Source organism: Staphylococcus sp. HMSC056G08 (assembly GCF_001812305.1).
In the GTDB taxonomy this organism is placed as follows: Bacteria; Bacillota; Bacilli; order Staphylococcales; family Staphylococcaceae; genus Staphylococcus; species Staphylococcus simulans.
Genome location: NZ_KV808525.1, coordinates 64803 through 83738, shown reverse-complemented (window position 1 = coordinate 83738; position 18936 = coordinate 64803). Strand labels below are relative to the sequence as shown.

Sequence of the window (18936 nt, the reverse complement as noted above, 5' to 3'; positions counted from 1 at the left end):
AGGTTAGATGTTATGGAAATTTTGCATTTTAATAGCAATTACTTACATTCACCTTTATATAGCGAAATGTTTAATCAATTAGAAAAACAAGGTGTTAGAAATGATGTTATTATGCCAAGGAAAATTAAAGATGAAGCAAACGTTAGTGATAAGTTGATTGAAACAAACACAAATGTGTTTGAAAAACAATTTTTAAAATCAATTGATCGTTTCTTTTATTTTAAAAAGCAAAAGAAGATACTAGCTTGGGTTCAGTCATTAAACTTAGACTTGAATGATTACGATATTGTTCACGCACACACTTTATTTTCAGATGGTTATCAAGCGTTAAAATCAGGTAAGCCATATATTGTTACAGTGAGAAATACTGATATAAATTTTTATATGAAATTTTACAAGCACCTATTACCTTTAGGAAGAAAAATTTTAAAAAAAGCCAGTCAAATAATATTTTTATCGGAGTCTTATAAAAACAATACTATAGAAATGTTGTTTGGTACTAGAAAAATAAAAAAAGAAATTTACGAAAAATCACATGTCATACCTAATGGTATTAATGATTATTGGTTGAAGCATTCCAGTGACCAAACAAAACATATTAATGAAGATATAAATGTTATTTGTGTTTGTAGGATTATGAAAAATAAAAATTTGGAATTTTTAGCTGAAAATCTTACTGCTAAAAACTTAGGAAGAAATGTAAATATTTATATAGTTGGTGATGTAGTTGATTTGAAATATTACCAGAATTTAAAAAAATATCCTAATATGTATTTTCTTGGCAAAAAAGGCAAACAAAACATTGTAGAAATTATGAAAAATATGCACGTTTTTATAATGGTTTCTTTTACAGAAACGTTTGGCTTAGTGTACTTAGAAGCGCTGACACAAAATTTACCTGTTATATATACCAAAAATGAAGGTTTTGATAAATACTTTGAAGAAGGGTATGTTGGTTATTCTGTAAACCCAACAAATAATAATGAATTAATAAAGCAAGTAAGAAAAATTATTGAAAATTATAATGTAATACAAAAAAATATTAGTCAAATAGATAAGAAACGATTTTCTTGGCAAAACAATGCCTTAAAACACAAAGAAATTTACGAAATAGCAAAGGCAAGGGTTGAACAATGAAATTTATCAAAGATATGTTAATAAACATATTATCTCAAGGTTTATTTATAGCGGTTCAACAATTGTTTTTATTTCCCAATTTCGAACAAGCACTTGGTCAAGGGGAGTTCGGTAGATTTTTAATAATATATGGTTACTTTAATGTATTGGTAATAACCTTAAATGCAAGTTTTACCAATCTGTATCAAAAAAAATTTAACACGTTTGATCAAGAACTAGATAACAAATCTGCACTTTACACGTATTATAAAAAGTTGTTGCTATATATTACGTTAGTATCTGTGATATTTTCTGTATCAATTTGGGTATTTCATATTGATGAAATAGAATATTTACTAATTTATTTATTAGTTTTATTTACGTCGAGTAGAATGTTTTTACTAGTTTTCTACAGGGTGAAAAAAGAATTTATGAAAATTCTTTATGTTAACTTAGTACTTAGTTCTATGTATATATTGCTATACTTTTTACCTATAGAAAGTGTGAGAGGCGTTCTTTTATGTTTTGTAGTGATAGAGTTGTTGATTAATGTAGTTACTTACCTATTAGTTAAAGTTAATGTAATTGCATTGTTCAAAACAAAAAATTATTATTTTGAAGCATCAGCACTAACTTTTTTATTAATATCAGGCTGTGCAGGATCTTTAATGAACTATTCTGATAGATTTATAACAAGTTTTTTACTTGGTGCAAGTAGTGTTTCGATTTTTTATATAGCAACTTTGCCAACTAAATTAATGTTATTCCCGTTTACAATGATTTCATCAGTTATTTTGAGTTACATTGCTGATACTGAAAAAATCACAAAAAGAATTAAAAAACGCGTATTAATGTTGATGCCGATTGTAAGTGTTATTGTATTTGTTATTTCCTATTTTGTTGGCTATATTTTGATATATCTGTTATATGAAAATTATTTAGAAGCAGTCAAACCTATATATTTATTTGTAACAATAACGTTTGGATTGATTTGTGCTGATTACATTATACGTAGTTTCTTAGTTAAATATTATTCATTAAAACGCAAAGCGTTGATTGACATATTAACGCTAATCTTTTTTGTAGTATTATCAATGATATTAAGTATTTTTAGCCATAGTTTAGTTATGATTGCAGTTGCTCAATTAGTTACATACTCAATAAAGCTATCTGTACAATTGTATATCTTCTCAAAACTAAAAGTATAAAAACAGATTACATGGAGGAATAAGATGATTAGTCGTATTAAGATAGCTATTAGAAAATTGTTATTAAGAGAAAGTACTAAAAATATATATAAGAAAATGAGTAAAATAAAAGCTAAATTGATGAGATTTTTGAGTGACGAGCAATTTACAAAGCTCAATATAAAACATAATACAGTTATTAAACTAAACTTGAAAAACCCTAAGATGTTTGTTGAAAAAATAAATTGGCTGAAGTTGAATTATAGAAATGACTTGCAAACTGAGTATACTGATAAGTATCTAATGAGACAGCATTTAATTGATAATGAGTATAGTAACTTATTACCTCCTTTATTAGGTGCATATGATAATTTTAATGATATTAACTTTGAAAAATTGCCAGATAAAGTATTTTTAAAAACCAACCATACATCTGGGGTAAACCAAGCAGTTGAAAAAAACAAAACAAACTTAAAGAAAACTAAAGAAAAATTTGATGCAGCTATGAAAGATAACTATTTTAAATATTCAAGAGAATGGAATTATAAGAATATTAGACCTAAAATTTTAGTGGAAGAGTATTTAGATATGACGGAATTTATTGATTATAAATTCTTCGTATTTGAAGGTAAAGTAGAATTTTTTGCTATCATAAAAAATATTAATGATGAGCAAGGCAACCAATCTCTAGAAAGTAAAATTAATCTATACGACACAGACCTGAATAAAATGAATATAGATATCAAAAGACAAGAGTTTAATGATGATGATTTCAAATTCAGTAAATTTATACCTGAAATGATTAAAGTATCTGAAAATTTAGCGTCGAGATTTCCGTTTTGTAGAGTTGATTTTTTTGTGAGTAAGGATAAATTGTATTTTGGTGAAATGACATTTCATCCTAATGGCGGCCAATTAGTGCTGTACCCATTAGAAAATGAATTAAAGTATGGAGAAAAAATTCATTTGAATAAAATTCCTCAAAGCGATTTGAAAAAGCAGCTTAATCATTAATGGTTAAGGAGGTAAAGTATGAAAAATAATCTGCATGAACATAAGTTTACGATTAAAGTATCTACAATTGTTATATTCATATTGTATTTGTTAATAATTATAGGATCACTTAATGCGACAGAATCTGCAACTGTCCTTATTGGAACTGCATCGCTGTTTCTAACTTTTTTTATTGCCGCTTTAGGAATACTTATTTATATCAGTAAATTAGTTCCTTTTGATAAATCGCAGTTGGCAGTATTGATTTTAATTCTATTATTGACAATGGTATGTGTTACTTCTATTTCAAATAATACATTTGAAATGAAGGATTTAATTAATACAATTCAAATGATTGCGTGTTTATTAATCATTATGTATTTATCTTTTATCAAAATAAGTTTTGAAAATCTTAAATATATAAATGTGTTAGTCGCAATATTCGTCCTATTTCATTTTATAGTATGGGTAGCAATGGGTTTACCTGGTTTCTTTGCAAGTATATATAATAATTCAAACCTGATTGGTCCTTATATGTTTTATACTTCTTTCTTCCTGATATTAGGTATAAGATACTCTAAATTTAAAATTATATATATTGGAATTCTTTTTATTAGTTTAATTCTTGTTTTCGCTAGTGATACACGATCTATACTTTTGAGTATAGCTGCAACGATATTCGTGTTCTTATTTTGGAAATTTTTAACTAAGTATCAAATTATAGCAGTCTTATTTTTTGCTCTCATAATTATACTTAGTATTTCATTTGTTTATATCTATCCAATGTTACCTACTTTTAGATTCTTTACACCTATAGAACAGTGGATGTTGGATCATACTGGTAAAAGTATAATGTCTGGTAGAAATGACTTGTGGATTCCATTAATTGAATTAATTAATGAAAAGCCTTGGTTTGGTTATAGCCCTGGAACTATGGCAGAAGAATTATATTCACATGATCAGTCGCCACATAATTTATATTTAAATATTTTGATGCAAATTGGTTATTTAGGCTTAATACTAATTTCAGCTATTTTATTGATTATATGGAATGCAATGGTAAAACAAAGAGATAATTTCATTGTTAAATTATCTGCTAGTTATTTTTTAGGAGTAATTGTACACCAATCATTTGAGATTACCTTATTCCAAAATCAGTTATCAGTAGGATTGCTACAAGTATTTATAATGGGTGTTGGATATAGTGTTGCGACAAACTTAAACAAAGAAAGCAAAATGATAATAGAATGATTTATCGAAAAAATATGGAGGTTGTTAACTTGAAAAATATATGGATATTTAACCATTATGCTACAGACAATTATTTTAATGAAGGCGGAAGACATTATTGGTTTGCAGAATTTTTAAAGAAAAAAGGGTATAAAGTTACAATATTTTGTGCAAATACGAGACATAATTCTAATGATGTTATAGATACCAACAGAAAACTGTATGCAGAAAGAGTTGTTAACGAAATTCCATTTGTTTTTGTGAAATCCCATACTTATAATTCAAATAACCATCATAGAATTTTAAATATGCTTTCTTTTAGTAAAAGATTACTTAAAGTATCAGAAGAATATCGAAAAAGATATGGCAAACCGGATATTATTATAGCATCAAGTGTACATCCACTCACTTTAATAGCAGGTTTAAAAATAGCAAAAGAATTACAAGTGAAATGTATAGTTGAAGTCAGAGACTTATGGCCAGAAAGTATTGTTGCATATGAAATTTTAAGTAAAAGCAACCCAATTACACAAATAATGTATCAAGCAGAAAAGAAAATTTATGAAAAAGCTGATGCAATTGTAATGACGTGGCAAGGTGGTAAGGATTATATTAAAAATCAAGGTTGGTTCTCTTCAATATCAGAAGAAAAAATTTACCATATTAGTAATGGTGTAGTTTTAAAAAACTTTAATCAGAATGCTGATTTATATAAAGTAAATGACTCAGAACTAATGGACACTAATTATAAAAATTATGTATACACTGGATCAATAAGAAAAGTAAACTACTTATCGTTTTTAGTTGATGTTGCAAAAATATTAGACGAAAAATATCCAGATTCAAACATAAGAATTCTTGTTTATGGCGATGGAGACGAGAAAACTAATTTAGAAGAAAAAGTAAGTGAATTGAAATTATCTAATATAGTATTTAAAGGAAAAGTACATAAAAAATATGTTCCGTTTATTTTGAAAAACTCTTATGGCAATATACTTCATAATCGCAGTACAAACTTAGATAAATATGGACAGAGTCAAAATAAATTGTTTGAATATTTAGCAGCGGGTAGACCTATTATTCAAACTTATTCGACTGGCTACAGTGTAATTGAAACAGAAAATTGTGGTTACTGTGCAAAAAATCAAACACCAGAAGAAGTTGCTAAAGCTTTAGTTGATCTTGCTCAAAATGAAAATGAAGCAAGAACACAAGGTGAAAATTCAAAACAGAAATCTATCAACTTTGATTTTGAAAATCTTACTAACAAATTAATAGAGGTTATTGAAAGATAAAGTTAAACAAAGCACATCTCACTCGCTTGAGATGTGCTTTACTGTTTGTTCTATTTACTTAATAAGTTCGTGTTCACTTCATCAAAGCCTTTGTCTGATAAGCGAACATCATTAATTTTTGTCCCGTCCCATTTACCGTCTACATATCCTTTATCAAATAAGACTTTCAAATCGTCTAAGAATGGGTCTCGATCCTTATCACAGAAATAGTTTTCTTGTAATGAATAAGAATCCTTGAAATCATTCGCTTGTTCAGGTGTCATATCAGCGTTACGTTTTTCTGTATAATATTTATACAACACCGCAACGATGAATGCCTGATCACGTGTGATATCATCCAAGAATATTCACCACCTTTAATCAATACGCGTATAAACCCTAAATTTATACAACATTAATACTTTACCCATTTTGTTTTGTTTTAAATCTTAATTTTATTAGGAATTTGTTGTTTGTTTTTGTGGATGTATCGCTTTTCTGAGTGTTTTACGATATAATGATTAGATGAATTTTTTAAGGAGTCGATGAATGTGGCAGTGAAACCTTTAGTGTCTGCATCAAGCGCAATATTGCGTCAACAAGCAGAGGATGTTAAAACGTTTGATAGTCAGTTGAAACAGTTATTATTAGATATAGAGGATACTTTATATGAAACAGAAGCATCTGCTTTGTGTGCACCACAAATTGGGGTTTCACAACAAGCAGCGATTATCGATATGGAAGCGGACGGATTACTTCAATTAATCAATCCAAGTATTGTCAGTGAATCAGAAACGAAAGTGACTGAACTAGAAGGCGATGTATCATTTCCAGATATCTTTGGGACAGTTACACGCAGTCAAATGATTGTCGTTCAAAGTAATGATGTTGAAGGCAATACAGTAGAATTAACCGCATATGATGATATTGCACGCATGATTCTTCATATTATAGATCAATTAAATGGCGTGCCTTTTACAGATAAGATAGAAAAACAATTGACTGAAGAAGAATTGGAGGCGTATTTAGAAGATGAGTAGAATTATATTTATGGGAACACCAGATTTCTCCACAAAAGTATTAGAAATGTTAATCGCGAAAGAAGATGTGATTGCGGTTGTAACACAACCAGATCGTCCAGTAGGGCGTAAGCGTGTTATGACACCGCCGCCAGTAAAAGAAGTGGCATTACAAAATGGGATTGAAGTCTATCAACCTGAAAAAATTTCACAATCAGAGGATTTACAAACATTAATTGATTTAAAACCAGACTTAATCGTGACAGCAGCATTCGGTCAAATTTTACCGAAAGCATTGTTAGATGCGCCACGTTTAGGCGCAATTAATGTGCACGCTTCATTATTACCAAAATACCGTGGCGGGGCCCCGATTCATCAAGCGATTATCGATGGCGAAAAAGAAACAGGCGTTACGATTATGTATATGGCACCAAAACTAGATGCAGGCGACATCATTTCACAACAAGCCATTGACATCGAAGCAAATGATGATGTAGGTTCTATGCACGATAAATTAAGCTTCTTAGGTGCAGATTTACTTGCGAAAACTTTACCAGACATTATTAATGGTACAAATGAACGTATTGAACAAAATGAGGAAGAGGCAACATTCGCTTCAAATATCAGTCGTGAAGATGAACGTATCGATTGGTCAAAATCTGCACAAGATATTTACAACCATATCCGTGGTTTATCACCATGGCCAGTGGCATATACAAAACTAGATGATAAAAATGTGAAGTTATATCAAGCACATATAGTAGAAGGAAAAGAAGGCAAACCAGGTGAAATTATTGAAACGACAAAGAAAGCAATCATTGTCGGAACAGGTTCATCTGATGCGATTGCGTTAACAGATATTCAATTATCAGGTAAAAAACGTATGCCGACTGCGAACTTCTTAAGCGGCTACCAAGATGACTTAGTTGGGAAGGAATTAAATTAATGCAGACAGTGAGAACACTCGCATTTGACACATTACAAGCAATTATCCAAGACAAAGCGTACAGTAACTTAAAGATTAATGAAGTTTTAAAAGAAAATGAATTGAGCCGTGCGGATAAAGGTTTATTAACAGAATTAGTCTATGGTACGTTGAAACATCAATATACACTTGATTATTATTTGAAGCCTTTCGTAAAAACGAAGATTAAAGGGTGGATGCGCCGTTTACTATGGATGAGTATCTACCAATATCAATATTTAGATAAAATCCCAGATCACGCAATTATCAATGAAGCAGTTGAAATCACTAAACAACGTGGTGGGCTGCATAACAGTAAAGTTGTGAATGGTATTTTACGTAATATGATGCGCAGTGATTTACCAAACCCTGCAGATATCGAAAATGACCAACAACGTATTGCGATTATGTACAGCTTGCCTAAGTGGATTGTTAAACATTGGGTGACACATTTTGGTATAGAAACAACCGAAGCAATTGCTCAGTCGTTGCTTGAACGACCAGGTCAAACAGTACGTGTCAATACACATAGAACAACGATTGAAGATGCGATAGTACGCTTAGAAAAAGAAGATTATGAAGTATCACAAGATAAAGATATTCACTATTGTTTACATGTGTCAGGACGTCCAGTAGTAGAAAGCCGTGCATTTAAAGATGGTTATGTATCTATCCAAGATAAAAGTTCTATGTTTGTAGCTGAAATCTTAGCACCTGTTGAAGGTGAAAATATTTTAGATGCTTGTAGTGCACCAGGTGGTAAAGCGTGTCAGACTGCTGAATTATTAAAAGGCAGCGGTCATGTCGATGCGACGGATATCCATGAGCATAAAATTGATTTAATTGAGCATAACATTCGTAAGTTGCGTTTGAAGAATGTCACAGCGTTTCAACACGATGCGACAAAGCCATATGACGCAAAGTATGATAAAATTTTAGTGGATGCTCCATGTAGCGGTTTAGGTGTGTTACGCCATAAACCAGAAATTAAATATACACAAAATCCGGAAACGGTCGATGGATTAGTCGACTTACAGTTAGAAATTATGAATAATATTAAAGATTCTGTAAAACCGGGTGGCGTGATTGTCTATTCAACATGTACAATAGAACAGATGGAAAATGAAAATGTGATTTATACATTTTTAAAACAAAACAAAGACTTTGAATTTGAACCATTCCCACATCCTAGAACAGGAGAGGAAGTAAAGACCTTACAAATCTTACCGCAAGACTTTGACTCAGATGGTTTCTTTATTACAAAGATTAGAAGAAAGGAAAGTTAATTCATGATTACACCTCAAAAGAAGAAAAAGAATCGTTTTCTTCCTGATTTTGAAAAGCAATCAATTTATTCACTACGCTATGAAGAGATGCAAGCGTGGTTAGTCGAACATGGCCAACAGAAATTCAGAGCAAAACAAATCTTTGAATGGCTCTACGAGAAACGTGTCGATACAATCGACGAAATGACAAACTTATCTAAAGACTTGCGCGCATTATTAAAAGACAACTTTACAATCACGACTTTAGAAACTGCCGTTAAACAAGAAAGTCGTGATGGGACAATCAAGTTCTTATTTGAATTACAAGACGGTTATACAATTGAAACTGTGTTGATGCGCCATGAATATGGTAATTCTGTCTGTGTAACAACACAAGTAGGTTGCCGTATCGGATGTACATTCTGTGCGTCTACGCTCGGCGGATTGAAACGTAACCTAGAAGCAGGAGAAATCGTAGCCCAAGTGCTTACTGTTCAAAAAGCCTTAGATGCGACAGATGAGCGTGTCTCTTCAATCGTAATTATGGGTATTGGTGAACCATTTGAGAACTATGATGAAATGATGGACTTCTTAAAAATTGTAAACCACGACAATGGTTTAAATATTGGAGCACGTCATATCACGGTTTCAACATCAGGCATTATCCCTAAAATTTATGATTTCGCAGATGAAGAAATCCAAATCAATTTTGCGGTCAGCTTACATGCGGCGAACGATGAAATTCGTTCTAAATTAATGCCGATCAACCGTGCATATTCAATTGATAAATTAATGGAAGCTATTCAGTACTATCAAGAAAAAACGAATCGTCGTATTACGTTTGAGTATGGTTTATTCGGCGGTGTAAACGATCAGCTTACACATGCGAGAGAACTGGCACATTTAATTCAAGGTTTGAACTGTCATGTCAACTTGATTCCAGTGAACCATGTGCCTGAAAGAAATTACGTGAAGACATCTAAAGAAGATATCTTTAAGTTTGAAAAAGAACTCAAACGTTTAGGTATTAATGCGACAATTAGACGTAACCAAGGCTCAGATATCGATGCCGCATGCGGACAATTAAGAGCGAAGGAACGTCAAGTAGAAACGAGGTAGGAACCTATGTTAAATGCACAATTTTTTACAGACACAGGACACCATAGGGAAAAGAACGAAGATGCTGGCGGCATCTTCTACAACATGACTGATCAACAGCTGTTGGTTTTATGCGACGGTATGGGCGGACATAAAGCAGGCGAAGTTGCGAGTCAATTCGTAGTCAACCGCTTCCAAGAACTCTTCGAACAAGAAAACCTTGTCGAAGAATCTCAAGCGGAAGAATGGCTGCGCAGCACCCTGCAGCTCATCAACCGAGAGCTCTTTAACTACGCCGCAGCTAACGAAGATTTCAGAGGCATGGGCACTACAGCAGTTGTCGCCCTGATTTACGATAAGCGCGTCATCATCGCCAACATCGGCGACTCCCGTGCCTATCTCATCAACAGCCGTGAAATTGAACAAATCACAAGCGATCATTCCTTTGTCAATCATCTCGTGATGACAGGACAAATTACCGAAGAAGAAGCCTTTACGCATCCACAACGTAATATTATTACCAAAGTGATGGGTACAGATAAATTCGTAGTCGCAGATATCTATGTGAAACGTTTGAACTTCAATGATTACTTATTATTAAATTCAGACGGCTTAACAGATTTTGTCCGTCCGCATTTAATTCAAGAACAATTGAATCAAGACTTACCGCTAGAAACACAAGGCCAAGCCTTATTAGATTTAGCACAAGCCTATGATTCAACCGATAACGTCAGCTTCGTATTGGCAGAAATAGAAGGTGACCGCGTATGATGATTGGTTCAACTATCAGCGAACGTTATAAAATCATAGAATTCTTGGGCGGAGGCGGCATGAGTAATGTCTACCTCGCTGAAGATTTGATCTTAGAGACTAAAGTTGCGGTCAAAATGATTCATATTGCGCCACATGAAAAAGAAGACATGGTGAGACGATTTGAACGTGAAGTGCATAATACATCTCGTCTCTCACATGATAATGTTGTCAGTGTCAAAGATGTCGGAGAAGACCACGAATATTTCTACTTAGTCATGGAATATATCGAAGGTCCGACACTCTCTGAATATATAAAAACACATGGTCCTTTAAGTATTGAAACAGCGGTTAACTTCGCACAACAAATACTTGAAGGCATTCAACATGCACATGAAATGGGTATCGTACATAGAGACATTAAACCTCAAAATATTTTAGTAGACCGACATAAGACATTGAAAATCTTAGACTTCGGTATTGCTAAAGCGTTAAGTGAAACAGCCATGACCCAAACCAGCCATGTGCTCGGTACTGTGCAATATCTTTCACCTGAACAAGCGAAAGGTGAAGCAACAGACAAACGTACGGATATTTATTCAATCGGGATTGTCTTATATGAAATGTTAGTCGGTGAACCGCCATTCACTGGAGAAACAGCTGTCAGTATCGCCATCAAACATATTCAAGACCAAATGCCGAATCCAACAGATATCCGTTCTAATATCCCGCAAGCACTCAGCAACGTGATTTTAAAAGCGACTGAAAAAGATAGAGACAAACGCTATCAAGATATTGAAAGTATGCAACGTGATTTAAGCAGTGCGTTAGAAAAATGTCGTGAAGATGAAACACCTTATGTTTCAGATGAAGCAGATACTAAAACCATCGCGATTGATAAAGCAGCAATCGCAAAAGAAACTAAAGATAATGAACCGATTCATCAAACAATGGAAATTCCAATTGTGAATCAACAACGTTTCCAAAGTACAGAAGGTCCTGTTTATGAAGTACCTAAAAAACGTCGGTCTAAAAAGAAAAAGTTCTTCTTTGCGTTAATTTTCGCGTTATTGTTAATCAGTCTTATCAGCTTTATTGCGTACGGCTTATTAGGAAATAAATATATCGAAACACCAGACTTGCGCGGTAAAACAGAAGCACAAGCTGAACAGATTTTAAAAGAACATCATATTAAAGTAGGCAAAACAAAACGGGCTTATAGTGATAAGTATCAAGAAAATCAAATTATCACAACAGATCCTGCACCAGGTGAGCGTGTAGAAGAACATGGCACCGTAAATATCGTGTTATCTAAAGGTCCGCAAAAAGCACAAATGCCTAACTTATACGGTACAAGTAAAACGGAAGCATTGAAGCTATTAGATGAACTTGGTTTCAAACATATTTCAGTAGAACAAGCTTACTCTAAGACTAAATTAGAACGTGGTTTAATTGAAAACCAAAATATAGCGGCTGATACCGAAGTGCCGATTAATGATACACATATCGTACTGACTGAATCTTTAGGCGTGAAACAAGTGTATGTCAAAGATTATACAGGTGAAAGCTATGACAAAGCAGAAAAAGAACTGCAAGATAAAGGCTTGAAACCAGTAAAAGAAAAAGAAGTACACAGTGATAAAGTCGAAAAAGGCAAGATTATTTCTCAATCACCTAAGAGTAAATCTATTGATGAGGATTCTACAGTAACGTTTGTCGTATCATTAGGAAAAGATGATGGTAAAGATGAAGATAAAGCTGACGACAATCCATCAGTCAAAGATGTGACACAAACGGTTCAAGTGCCATATTCTGGTGAAGATAAAGAACGTCAGAAAGTAGAAGTCTTTGTCAGAGATAAAGACCATGACGGTTCTTCAGCAGTTCAAACGTTTCATATCAACAGCAACCGTTCGATTTCAATTCCATTAAAAATTGAAAAAGGCAAAACTGCTGGTTATACCGTACGTGTAGATGATAAAATAGTCGCAGATAAAGACGTCGCATATGACTAAAACATTTCAAAATCCTATCTCATTCATTCAGTTGAATTGAGATGGGATTTTCTTTGTTTCAATCCGTTCGTTTATTAAGGGAACGTTTGGTATAATGTATTAGAGAAAATGAACGAAATAAGAGAGGTGTCTCGGTGAGAACAGGACGTATAATCAAGTCGATCAGCGGTGTGTATCGTGTGGACTCAGATGGTGAGCTTTTTGATACGAAACCGCGCGGCCTATTCCGAAAGAAGAAATTTTCTCCGATTGTCGGAGATATTGTAGATTTTGAAATTGAAAATGTGACAGAAGGCTATATTCATCATGTACATGAACGTCAAAATGAATTGAAAAGACCGCCTGTCAGTAATATTGACCATTTAATTATTGTGATGAGTGCAGTCGAACCTAATTTTTCAACACAATTAGTCGATCGCTTTTTAGTCATTGCGCATTCCTATGAATTGAGACCACGTATTGTGGTAACGAAAAAAGATATGGCATCAGAGACTCAAATCGCACAGATAGAAAAAGATTTAGCTGTATATCAAGCAATCGGCTATCAAACGCAATTTGTCGGAAAAGATGACGATGTCGAAGCGATTTTCGATGCGTGGGGCGATGGTTTAGCAGTATTGAGCGGTCAATCTGGTGTAGGTAAATCGACTTTATTAAATGCCTATCGTCCTGATTTACAATTAGAAACGAATCAAATCTCAAAATCATTAAATCGAGGTAAGCATACAACTCGTCATGTGGAGTTGTTTGAACGTAAGCGTGGCTTTGTGGCAGATACACCTGGATTTAGTGCACTTGATTTTGATCATATTCAAAAAGATGAAGTAAAAGATTATTTTTTAGAGATTCAAGAATACGGACAAGACTGCAAGTTCAGAAATTGTAATCATATGAAAGAACCGAAATGTAATGTAAAAGCGCAAGTAGAAGCTGGCAATATTGCGGAATTCCGTTATGCGCATTATGTACAATTATTTGAAGAGATTGCAGCACGAAAGGAAAGATATTAATGGTTAAAGTATTTCCATCCCTTTTATCAGCGGACTTTTTAAACTTACAACAGGAATTGAAAGACCTAGAAGCAGCAGGTGTAGACGGTGTACATTTTGATGTGATGGATGGTCAATTTGTGCCGAATATTTCAATTGGTCTTCCTATTTTAGAAGCAGTAAATGCGGGTACTGATTTACCGATTGATGTGCATTTGATGATTGAAAACCCAGAAGCATATATCGCAGAATTCGCTTCTAAAGGTGCAGATATGATTTCAGTTCATTTCGAAGCAACACCGCACATTCATCGTGCCATTCAACTGATTCATACACATGGTGCTAAAGCAGGTGTCGTGATTAATCCAGGTACTTCTGTTGCCGCAATTGAACCGATTTTACATGATGTAGACTACGTATTAATTATGACAGTGAATCCAGGCTTTGGCGGCCAAGCGTTTATCTCAAACAGTGTAGAGAAAGTGGCTGCGTTACAAGCATTTAAAGAGAAATTTAATTTAGACTTCGATATTGAAGTGGATGGCGGTATTAACGCGATTACTGGTAAGAAATGTGTAGAAGCAGGTGCGACAATGCTTGTGACAGGTTCTTATTTCTTTAAACAAGCGAGTTATCAATCTGTTGTAGAAGCATTGAAATCAACAGCACAACCATCAGAATAAGGCAGGGTGACGCTATGAAAATTAATCTATTATGCGGCGATCGTCATTTGCCGAAACATTTATTAGAAGATAAATCTGAAGAAGAGTGGGGCGGTATTGATCGCGGCGCTTTAATTTTAATAGAACATGAAATTGAACCGATCTTTTCATTGGGTGATTTTGATTCAGTGACGAACGAGGAACGTTCTGAATTAAAAACGAAGCTAGATATTAACCCAGTTAAAGCAGAAAAAGCGGATACTGATTTAGGGTTAGGTGTCAAAGAAGCAGTGGAATGCGGTTTTGACGAAATTGATATTTATGGTGCGACAGGCGGCAGACTGGATCATTTCTTAGGTGCCGTACAACTTCTGCAAGTGCCTGAATATGTAGAAGCGGGTATTGTGATTCGCATTATTGATACGAATAATGAAATTTCATATTTAGAAAAAGGCGAATATCATATGACGTATGATAAGCATATGCCTTATGTATCGTTTGTGCCGCAAAGACCTAATACAGTGATTTCACTGACAGGCTTTAAATATCCGCTTCAAAACCAAACACTCCACCAAGGTTCAACCTTAACCATTTCAAACGAAATTGCAGCTTACCGAGGCACAATCGAGGTAGAATCTGGCGGTATCCTAGCCATCAGAAGCAGAGATGCACAACATTCATTATAAAATGAGTTGAATACAAATAAACACACAGCCTTTTTTATGAGAAAGACTGCGTGTCACATCAATAAAAAAACAGCGGATGATGCATGAGCAAACCATCATCCGCTGTTTTTCGTACAATATATCATTAAAAAGACTAAATCGCTGTTTTAAGACAAGAAAAAAACGACCCGCCACATACGAGTCGTTTTTGTCATGTGCTTAATATTTATTAAACTCTAGTTACTTTACCAGATTTTAAAGCACGTGCAGAAACCCAAACTTTTTTAGGTTTTCCGTCTACTAGGATTCTAACTTTTTGAAGGTTAGCATTCCATCTACGTTTAGTAGAGTTTAAAGCGTGTGAACGACGATTACCAGTCGAAGCTTTACGACCTGTTACGAAACATTGTTTACCCATGAAAGTACCTCCTTTAATAAATATAAACACACTGACTTATGATATACTTTCCTAATTTAGCATATATTTTTCAGATTGGCAACCAAAAATTATAGCTTTCAAGAATATTTTAAGTTATTCTAAACAAGGAACAAAATTGTGTTATAATTTGTAAATGTCTATGTATGCGTTTTTATTAAAAAGCGGCGACGTGGACTTATAACCACGCAATGATTTTATAAGGATGAGCCAAGAGTAAAATCCGGCATTTAAAAGGCAAAATTGTGTTATTCATTATATAATAGTATGTAATGAATCCAAAACATAAATCATAACTGATTAGACCTATATTTAAGGAGGAACTCATAATGACATTAGAAATTACCAATGAATACGGCAATATTGACGTTTCCAACGACGTGATCGCTTCAGTAGTAGGTGGTAAAGCCGTAGAATGTTATGGTATTGTCGGAATGGCATCCAAACAACAAGTCAGAGACGGCATTGCGGAAATTTTAGGTCATGAAAATTATGCACGCGGAATTGTGGTGCGTTCAAATGACAAAGCAATTGACGTTGATATGTATATTATAGTAAGTTATGGCATTAAGATTTCTGAAGTAGCGAATAATGTACAATCTACTGTTAAATATACTTTGGAAAAAACTTTAAATTTGAAAGTCAATTCAATCAACATTTATGTACAGGGTGTACGTATGAATAATTATGGCAAGAAACATTAGGAGGAAGACATGATGATCAGCAAAATAGATGGTAAATTATTTGCCGACATGGTGATCCAAGGGGCACAAAATTTATCAAATAATGCAGAGCTAGTCAATGCATTAAATGTTTATCCAGTGCCAGATGGCGACACAGGGACGAACATGAATCTTACGATGACTTCTGGGAGAGAAGAAGTCGAACAAAATGCTTCACATCACATCGGAGCCTTAGGAAAGACATTTTCTAAGGGCTTATTAATGGGTGCCCGCGGGAACTCAGGCGTGATTCTATCACAAATTTTCAGAGGCTTCTGTCAGAATATGGAAGACTTAGAAACACTAGATGCGAAAGCCTTCGCAGAAAGCTTTGAAGCGGGTATTGAAACAGCTTATAAAGCAGTGATGAAACCGGTAGAAGGGACAATTTTAACGGTTGCGAAAGAAGCGGCTAAAGCAGGTGTTGAGAAAGCACAATCGACTGAAGACTGTGTAGAAGTCTTAGAAGCGATTATCGCATATGGTCAAGTTGCCTTAGAAAACACACCGAACCAATTACCAGTACTTAAAGAAGTCGGCGTAGTCGACAGTGGCGGTAAAGGTTTAATGTGTGTTTATGAAGGTTTCTTAATTGCGATGAAAGGTGAAAAAGTCGAAGCGACAAAACCAAAACTAGATACTGAAACATTTGTGAATGACGAACATGATTTCCATGGTGTCATTAATACAGAAGATATCGTCTATGGTTACTGTACGGAAATGATGGTACGTTTTGACAAACATAAACGTCCATTCAATGAGCAGCAATTCCGTGAAGACATGTCTAAATTCGGAGATTCTTTACTTGTCATCAATGATGATGAAATCGTGAAAGTGCATGTGCACTCTGAACATCCAGGTGAAGTCTTCAACTATGGCCAAGAGTATGGTGAATTGATTAAAGTCAAAGCTGAAAATATGCGTGAACAACACCGCAATGTGGTCAATAAAGAAAAACAAAAATCTAACGATGAAACACCACAAGTAGAAACTGCGATTATTGCGATTTCTATGGGTAATGGTATTTCAGATATCTTTAAATCAATGGGTGCAACGTCTATTATTAATGGCGGTCAAACAATGAACCCATCAACAGAAGACATCGTTAAAGTGATTGAACAATCTGGTGCGAAAAAAGCTATTATCTTGCCGAATAACAAAAACATTCAAATGGCGAGTGATCAAGCAGCTGAGATTGTTGAAGCTGAAACAGTAGTTATTCCAACGAAATCTATTCCGCAAGGGATTGCGGCAATGTTCCAATATCTACCAGATGCGTCATTAGAAGATAATCAATCAAATATGACACAAGCATTAGAAGATGTGACTTCTGGTTCTATTACAAACGCTGTACGTAATACTACAATTGATGGTGTAGAAATCAAAGAAGGCGAATTTATGGGCCTTAAAGAAGGTAAAATTGTTTCAAGTCAGAAAACACAATTAGAAGCAGCGAAAGCATTGTTAGCTGATATGATGGATGATGAAACTGAAATTGTTACAGTAATTACAGGTGAAGATGCTGATGCAGAAACAACTGAAGCATTAACAGAATGGTTAGAAGAAACTTATCCTGATGCAGAAGTCGATGAACAAGTCGGCGATCAACCGATTTATCCATATTTATTCTCTGTAGAATAACGTTGAAAATCATATAAAGTAATGTATATAAAAAAATTCACTTAGACTAAAGCGGTCTAAGTGGATTTTTCTGTGTGTAAGCATAAATATAGAAAACTTATAGTTTGTACATGACAAAAACGATGAAATACAAAAGTTTTGTAAGATTAGTGTAAAAATAAGTGCTTATTTACGAGAATAATTGTTATAATATTTAAAATAGTTGCAATAATCAAAAATTAATGCGAGGGGGAATTAACATGAAATTTAAAAGCGTCTTTGAAATTATCGGACCGACGATGGTCGGACCTTCATCGTCTCATACTGCAGGGGCAGTTAGAATCGGAATGGTTGCACGTGAATTATTCGGGGATTTGCCAGACCGTGTCGATATTTATTTATATGGTTCGTTTATGGAAACCTATCAAGGTCATGGGACAGATGTTGCATTAGTTGGAGGCTTGCTTGGTTATGATACAGACGATGACCGTATCAAGACCAGTTTACAGACGGCAGAAGAATTAGGAATGACTGTTAACTTTATTTCTATGCATGAAGATAAACCGCATCCGAATACGACGGTATTAAGTATGTCGAAAGGTGATCAAACGTTATCTGTTGAGGGTGTTTCTATCGGTGGAGGCAAAATTGAAATTGTCGCTATTAATGGTTTTCCAATCAGTATCTCAGGTAACTATCCAACATTATTAGTCTTTCATCGAGATACCTTCGGAACTATCGGACGAGTCACGAATATTTTAGGAGAAGCCAGTATTAATGTCGGTTCTATGCAAGTTGCGCGTAAAGAAAAAGGTGATTCTGCATTGATGACTTGTGAATTAGATGAAAGACCGGATGAAGCTATCTTAGATCAAATTAGAATGGTTAATGATGTTACAGCGGTATCCTTAATGGAAGATTAGAAAGAGAG

Annotated in this window: 19 protein-coding genes; 17 read left to right on the top strand and 2 right to left on the bottom strand. The window is 34.1% G+C overall.

Annotated elements, in window-relative coordinates:
- The first annotated feature begins 12 nt into the window (after nt 1-12).
- The 5 genes from HMPREF2846_RS11090 to HMPREF2846_RS11070 are packed head-to-tail and all read left to right on the top strand — an operon-like array spanning nt 13 to nt 5821.
- Nucleotides 13-1137 (top strand): glycosyltransferase family 4 protein, encoded by a 1125-nt coding sequence (locus HMPREF2846_RS11090; RefSeq protein WP_002480643.1) that lies wholly within the window; start codon nt 13-15, stop codon nt 1135-1137.
- Nucleotides 1134-2324 (top strand): lipopolysaccharide biosynthesis protein, encoded by a 1191-nt coding sequence (locus tag HMPREF2846_RS11085; protein WP_002480644.1) that lies wholly within the window; start codon nt 1134-1136, stop codon nt 2322-2324. Before HMPREF2846_RS11090 ends, HMPREF2846_RS11085 begins: the two co-directional genes overlap by 4 nt.
- A gap of 24 nt (nt 2325-2348) precedes the next feature.
- Nucleotides 2349-3317: an ATP-grasp fold amidoligase family protein gene (locus tag HMPREF2846_RS11080; protein WP_070626644.1), complete on the top strand. Its 969-nt coding sequence runs from the start codon at nt 2349-2351 to the stop codon at nt 3315-3317.
- A gap of 18 nt (nt 3318-3335) precedes the next feature.
- Complete coding sequence (locus HMPREF2846_RS11075) at nt 3336-4547, top strand: O-antigen ligase family protein (protein WP_002480646.1); 1212 nt, start codon at nt 3336-3338, stop codon at nt 4545-4547.
- Nucleotides 4548-4576: 29 nt separating this feature from the next.
- Entirely contained in the window at nt 4577-5821 is a 1245-nt protein-coding gene (locus tag HMPREF2846_RS11070) for a glycosyltransferase family 4 protein (protein ID WP_176745490.1), read from the top strand.
- Nucleotides 5822-5871: 50 nt separating this feature from the next.
- Here the strand turns inward: HMPREF2846_RS11070 and HMPREF2846_RS11065 are convergent, their stop codons facing one another.
- Nucleotides 5872-6162 carry a hypothetical protein gene (locus tag HMPREF2846_RS11065; RefSeq protein ID WP_002480648.1) on the bottom strand — a complete coding sequence of 97 codons (291 nt, stop codon included), beginning with the start codon at nt 6160-6162 and terminating at the stop codon, nt 5872-5874.
- A gap of 189 nt (nt 6163-6351) precedes the next feature.
- Between HMPREF2846_RS11065 and HMPREF2846_RS11060 the strand changes: the two genes are divergently transcribed.
- The 9 genes from HMPREF2846_RS11060 (at nt 6352) to HMPREF2846_RS11020 (ending at nt 15248) form a co-directional block, all read left to right on the top strand.
- Entirely contained in the window at nt 6352-6840 is a 489-nt protein-coding gene (locus tag HMPREF2846_RS11060; RefSeq protein ID WP_070626643.1) for a peptide deformylase, read from the top strand.
- Entirely contained in the window at nt 6833-7765 is a 933-nt protein-coding gene (fmt, locus tag HMPREF2846_RS11055) for a methionyl-tRNA formyltransferase (protein WP_002480650.1), read from the top strand. Before HMPREF2846_RS11060 ends, fmt begins: the two co-directional genes overlap by 8 nt.
- The gene (rsmB, locus tag HMPREF2846_RS11050) at nt 7765-9069 is read left to right on the top strand and encodes a 16S rRNA (cytosine(967)-C(5))-methyltransferase RsmB (RefSeq protein ID WP_070626642.1); all 1305 of its coding nucleotides are present in this window, start codon (nt 7765-7767) and stop codon (nt 9067-9069) included. Before fmt ends, rsmB begins: the two co-directional genes overlap by 1 nt.
- A 3-nt stretch (nt 9070-9072) precedes the next feature.
- Nucleotides 9073-10167 (top strand): dual-specificity RNA methyltransferase RlmN, encoded by a 1095-nt coding sequence (gene rlmN / locus HMPREF2846_RS11045; RefSeq protein ID WP_002480652.1) that lies wholly within the window; start codon nt 9073-9075, stop codon nt 10165-10167.
- Between the two features lie 6 nt (nt 10168-10173).
- Entirely contained in the window at nt 10174-10917 is a 744-nt protein-coding gene (locus tag HMPREF2846_RS11040) for a Stp1/IreP family PP2C-type Ser/Thr phosphatase (RefSeq protein ID WP_023015728.1), read from the top strand.
- The gene (pknB, locus tag HMPREF2846_RS11035) at nt 10917-12911 is read left to right on the top strand and encodes a Stk1 family PASTA domain-containing Ser/Thr kinase (RefSeq protein ID WP_031262705.1); all 1995 of its coding nucleotides are present in this window, start codon (nt 10917-10919) and stop codon (nt 12909-12911) included. Before HMPREF2846_RS11040 ends, pknB begins: the two co-directional genes overlap by 1 nt.
- 134 nt (nt 12912-13045) lie before the next feature.
- Nucleotides 13046-13921: a ribosome small subunit-dependent GTPase A gene (gene rsgA, locus HMPREF2846_RS11030; RefSeq protein WP_002480655.1), complete on the top strand. Its 876-nt coding sequence runs from the start codon at nt 13046-13048 to the stop codon at nt 13919-13921.
- A complete protein-coding gene (gene rpe, locus HMPREF2846_RS11025; RefSeq protein WP_023015725.1) occupies nt 13921-14583 on the top strand; it encodes a ribulose-phosphate 3-epimerase in 663 nt (220 codons plus the stop codon). Before rsgA ends, rpe begins: the two co-directional genes overlap by 1 nt.
- A gap of 14 nt (nt 14584-14597) precedes the next feature.
- Nucleotides 14598-15248 carry a thiamine diphosphokinase gene (locus tag HMPREF2846_RS11020; protein WP_070626641.1) on the top strand — a complete coding sequence of 217 codons (651 nt, stop codon included), beginning with the start codon at nt 14598-14600 and terminating at the stop codon, nt 15246-15248.
- Between the two features lie 208 nt (nt 15249-15456).
- On the opposite strand, the gene rpmB is transcribed toward HMPREF2846_RS11020, so the two are convergent.
- Nucleotides 15457-15645 (bottom strand): 50S ribosomal protein L28, encoded by a 189-nt coding sequence (gene rpmB / locus HMPREF2846_RS11015; RefSeq protein WP_000517908.1) that lies wholly within the window; start codon nt 15643-15645, stop codon nt 15457-15459.
- 347 nt (nt 15646-15992) lie between these two features.
- Here rpmB and HMPREF2846_RS11010 point away from each other — a divergent pair, with 347 nt between their 5' ends.
- The 3 genes from HMPREF2846_RS11010 (at nt 15993) to sdaAB (ending at nt 18928) form a co-directional block, all read left to right on the top strand.
- A complete protein-coding gene (locus HMPREF2846_RS11010) occupies nt 15993-16367 on the top strand; it encodes an Asp23/Gls24 family envelope stress response protein (RefSeq protein WP_002480658.1) in 375 nt (124 codons plus the stop codon).
- A 12-nt stretch (nt 16368-16379) separates the two neighbouring features.
- Nucleotides 16380-18026 (top strand): fatty acid kinase catalytic subunit FakA, encoded by a 1647-nt coding sequence (gene fakA / locus HMPREF2846_RS11005; RefSeq protein ID WP_037556357.1) that lies wholly within the window; start codon nt 16380-16382, stop codon nt 18024-18026.
- Nucleotides 18027-18265: 239 nt separating this feature from the next.
- Complete coding sequence (gene sdaAB, locus HMPREF2846_RS11000) at nt 18266-18928, top strand: L-serine ammonia-lyase, iron-sulfur-dependent subunit beta (protein WP_060803492.1); 663 nt, start codon at nt 18266-18268, stop codon at nt 18926-18928.
- Nucleotides 18929-18936 lie beyond the last annotated feature (8 nt).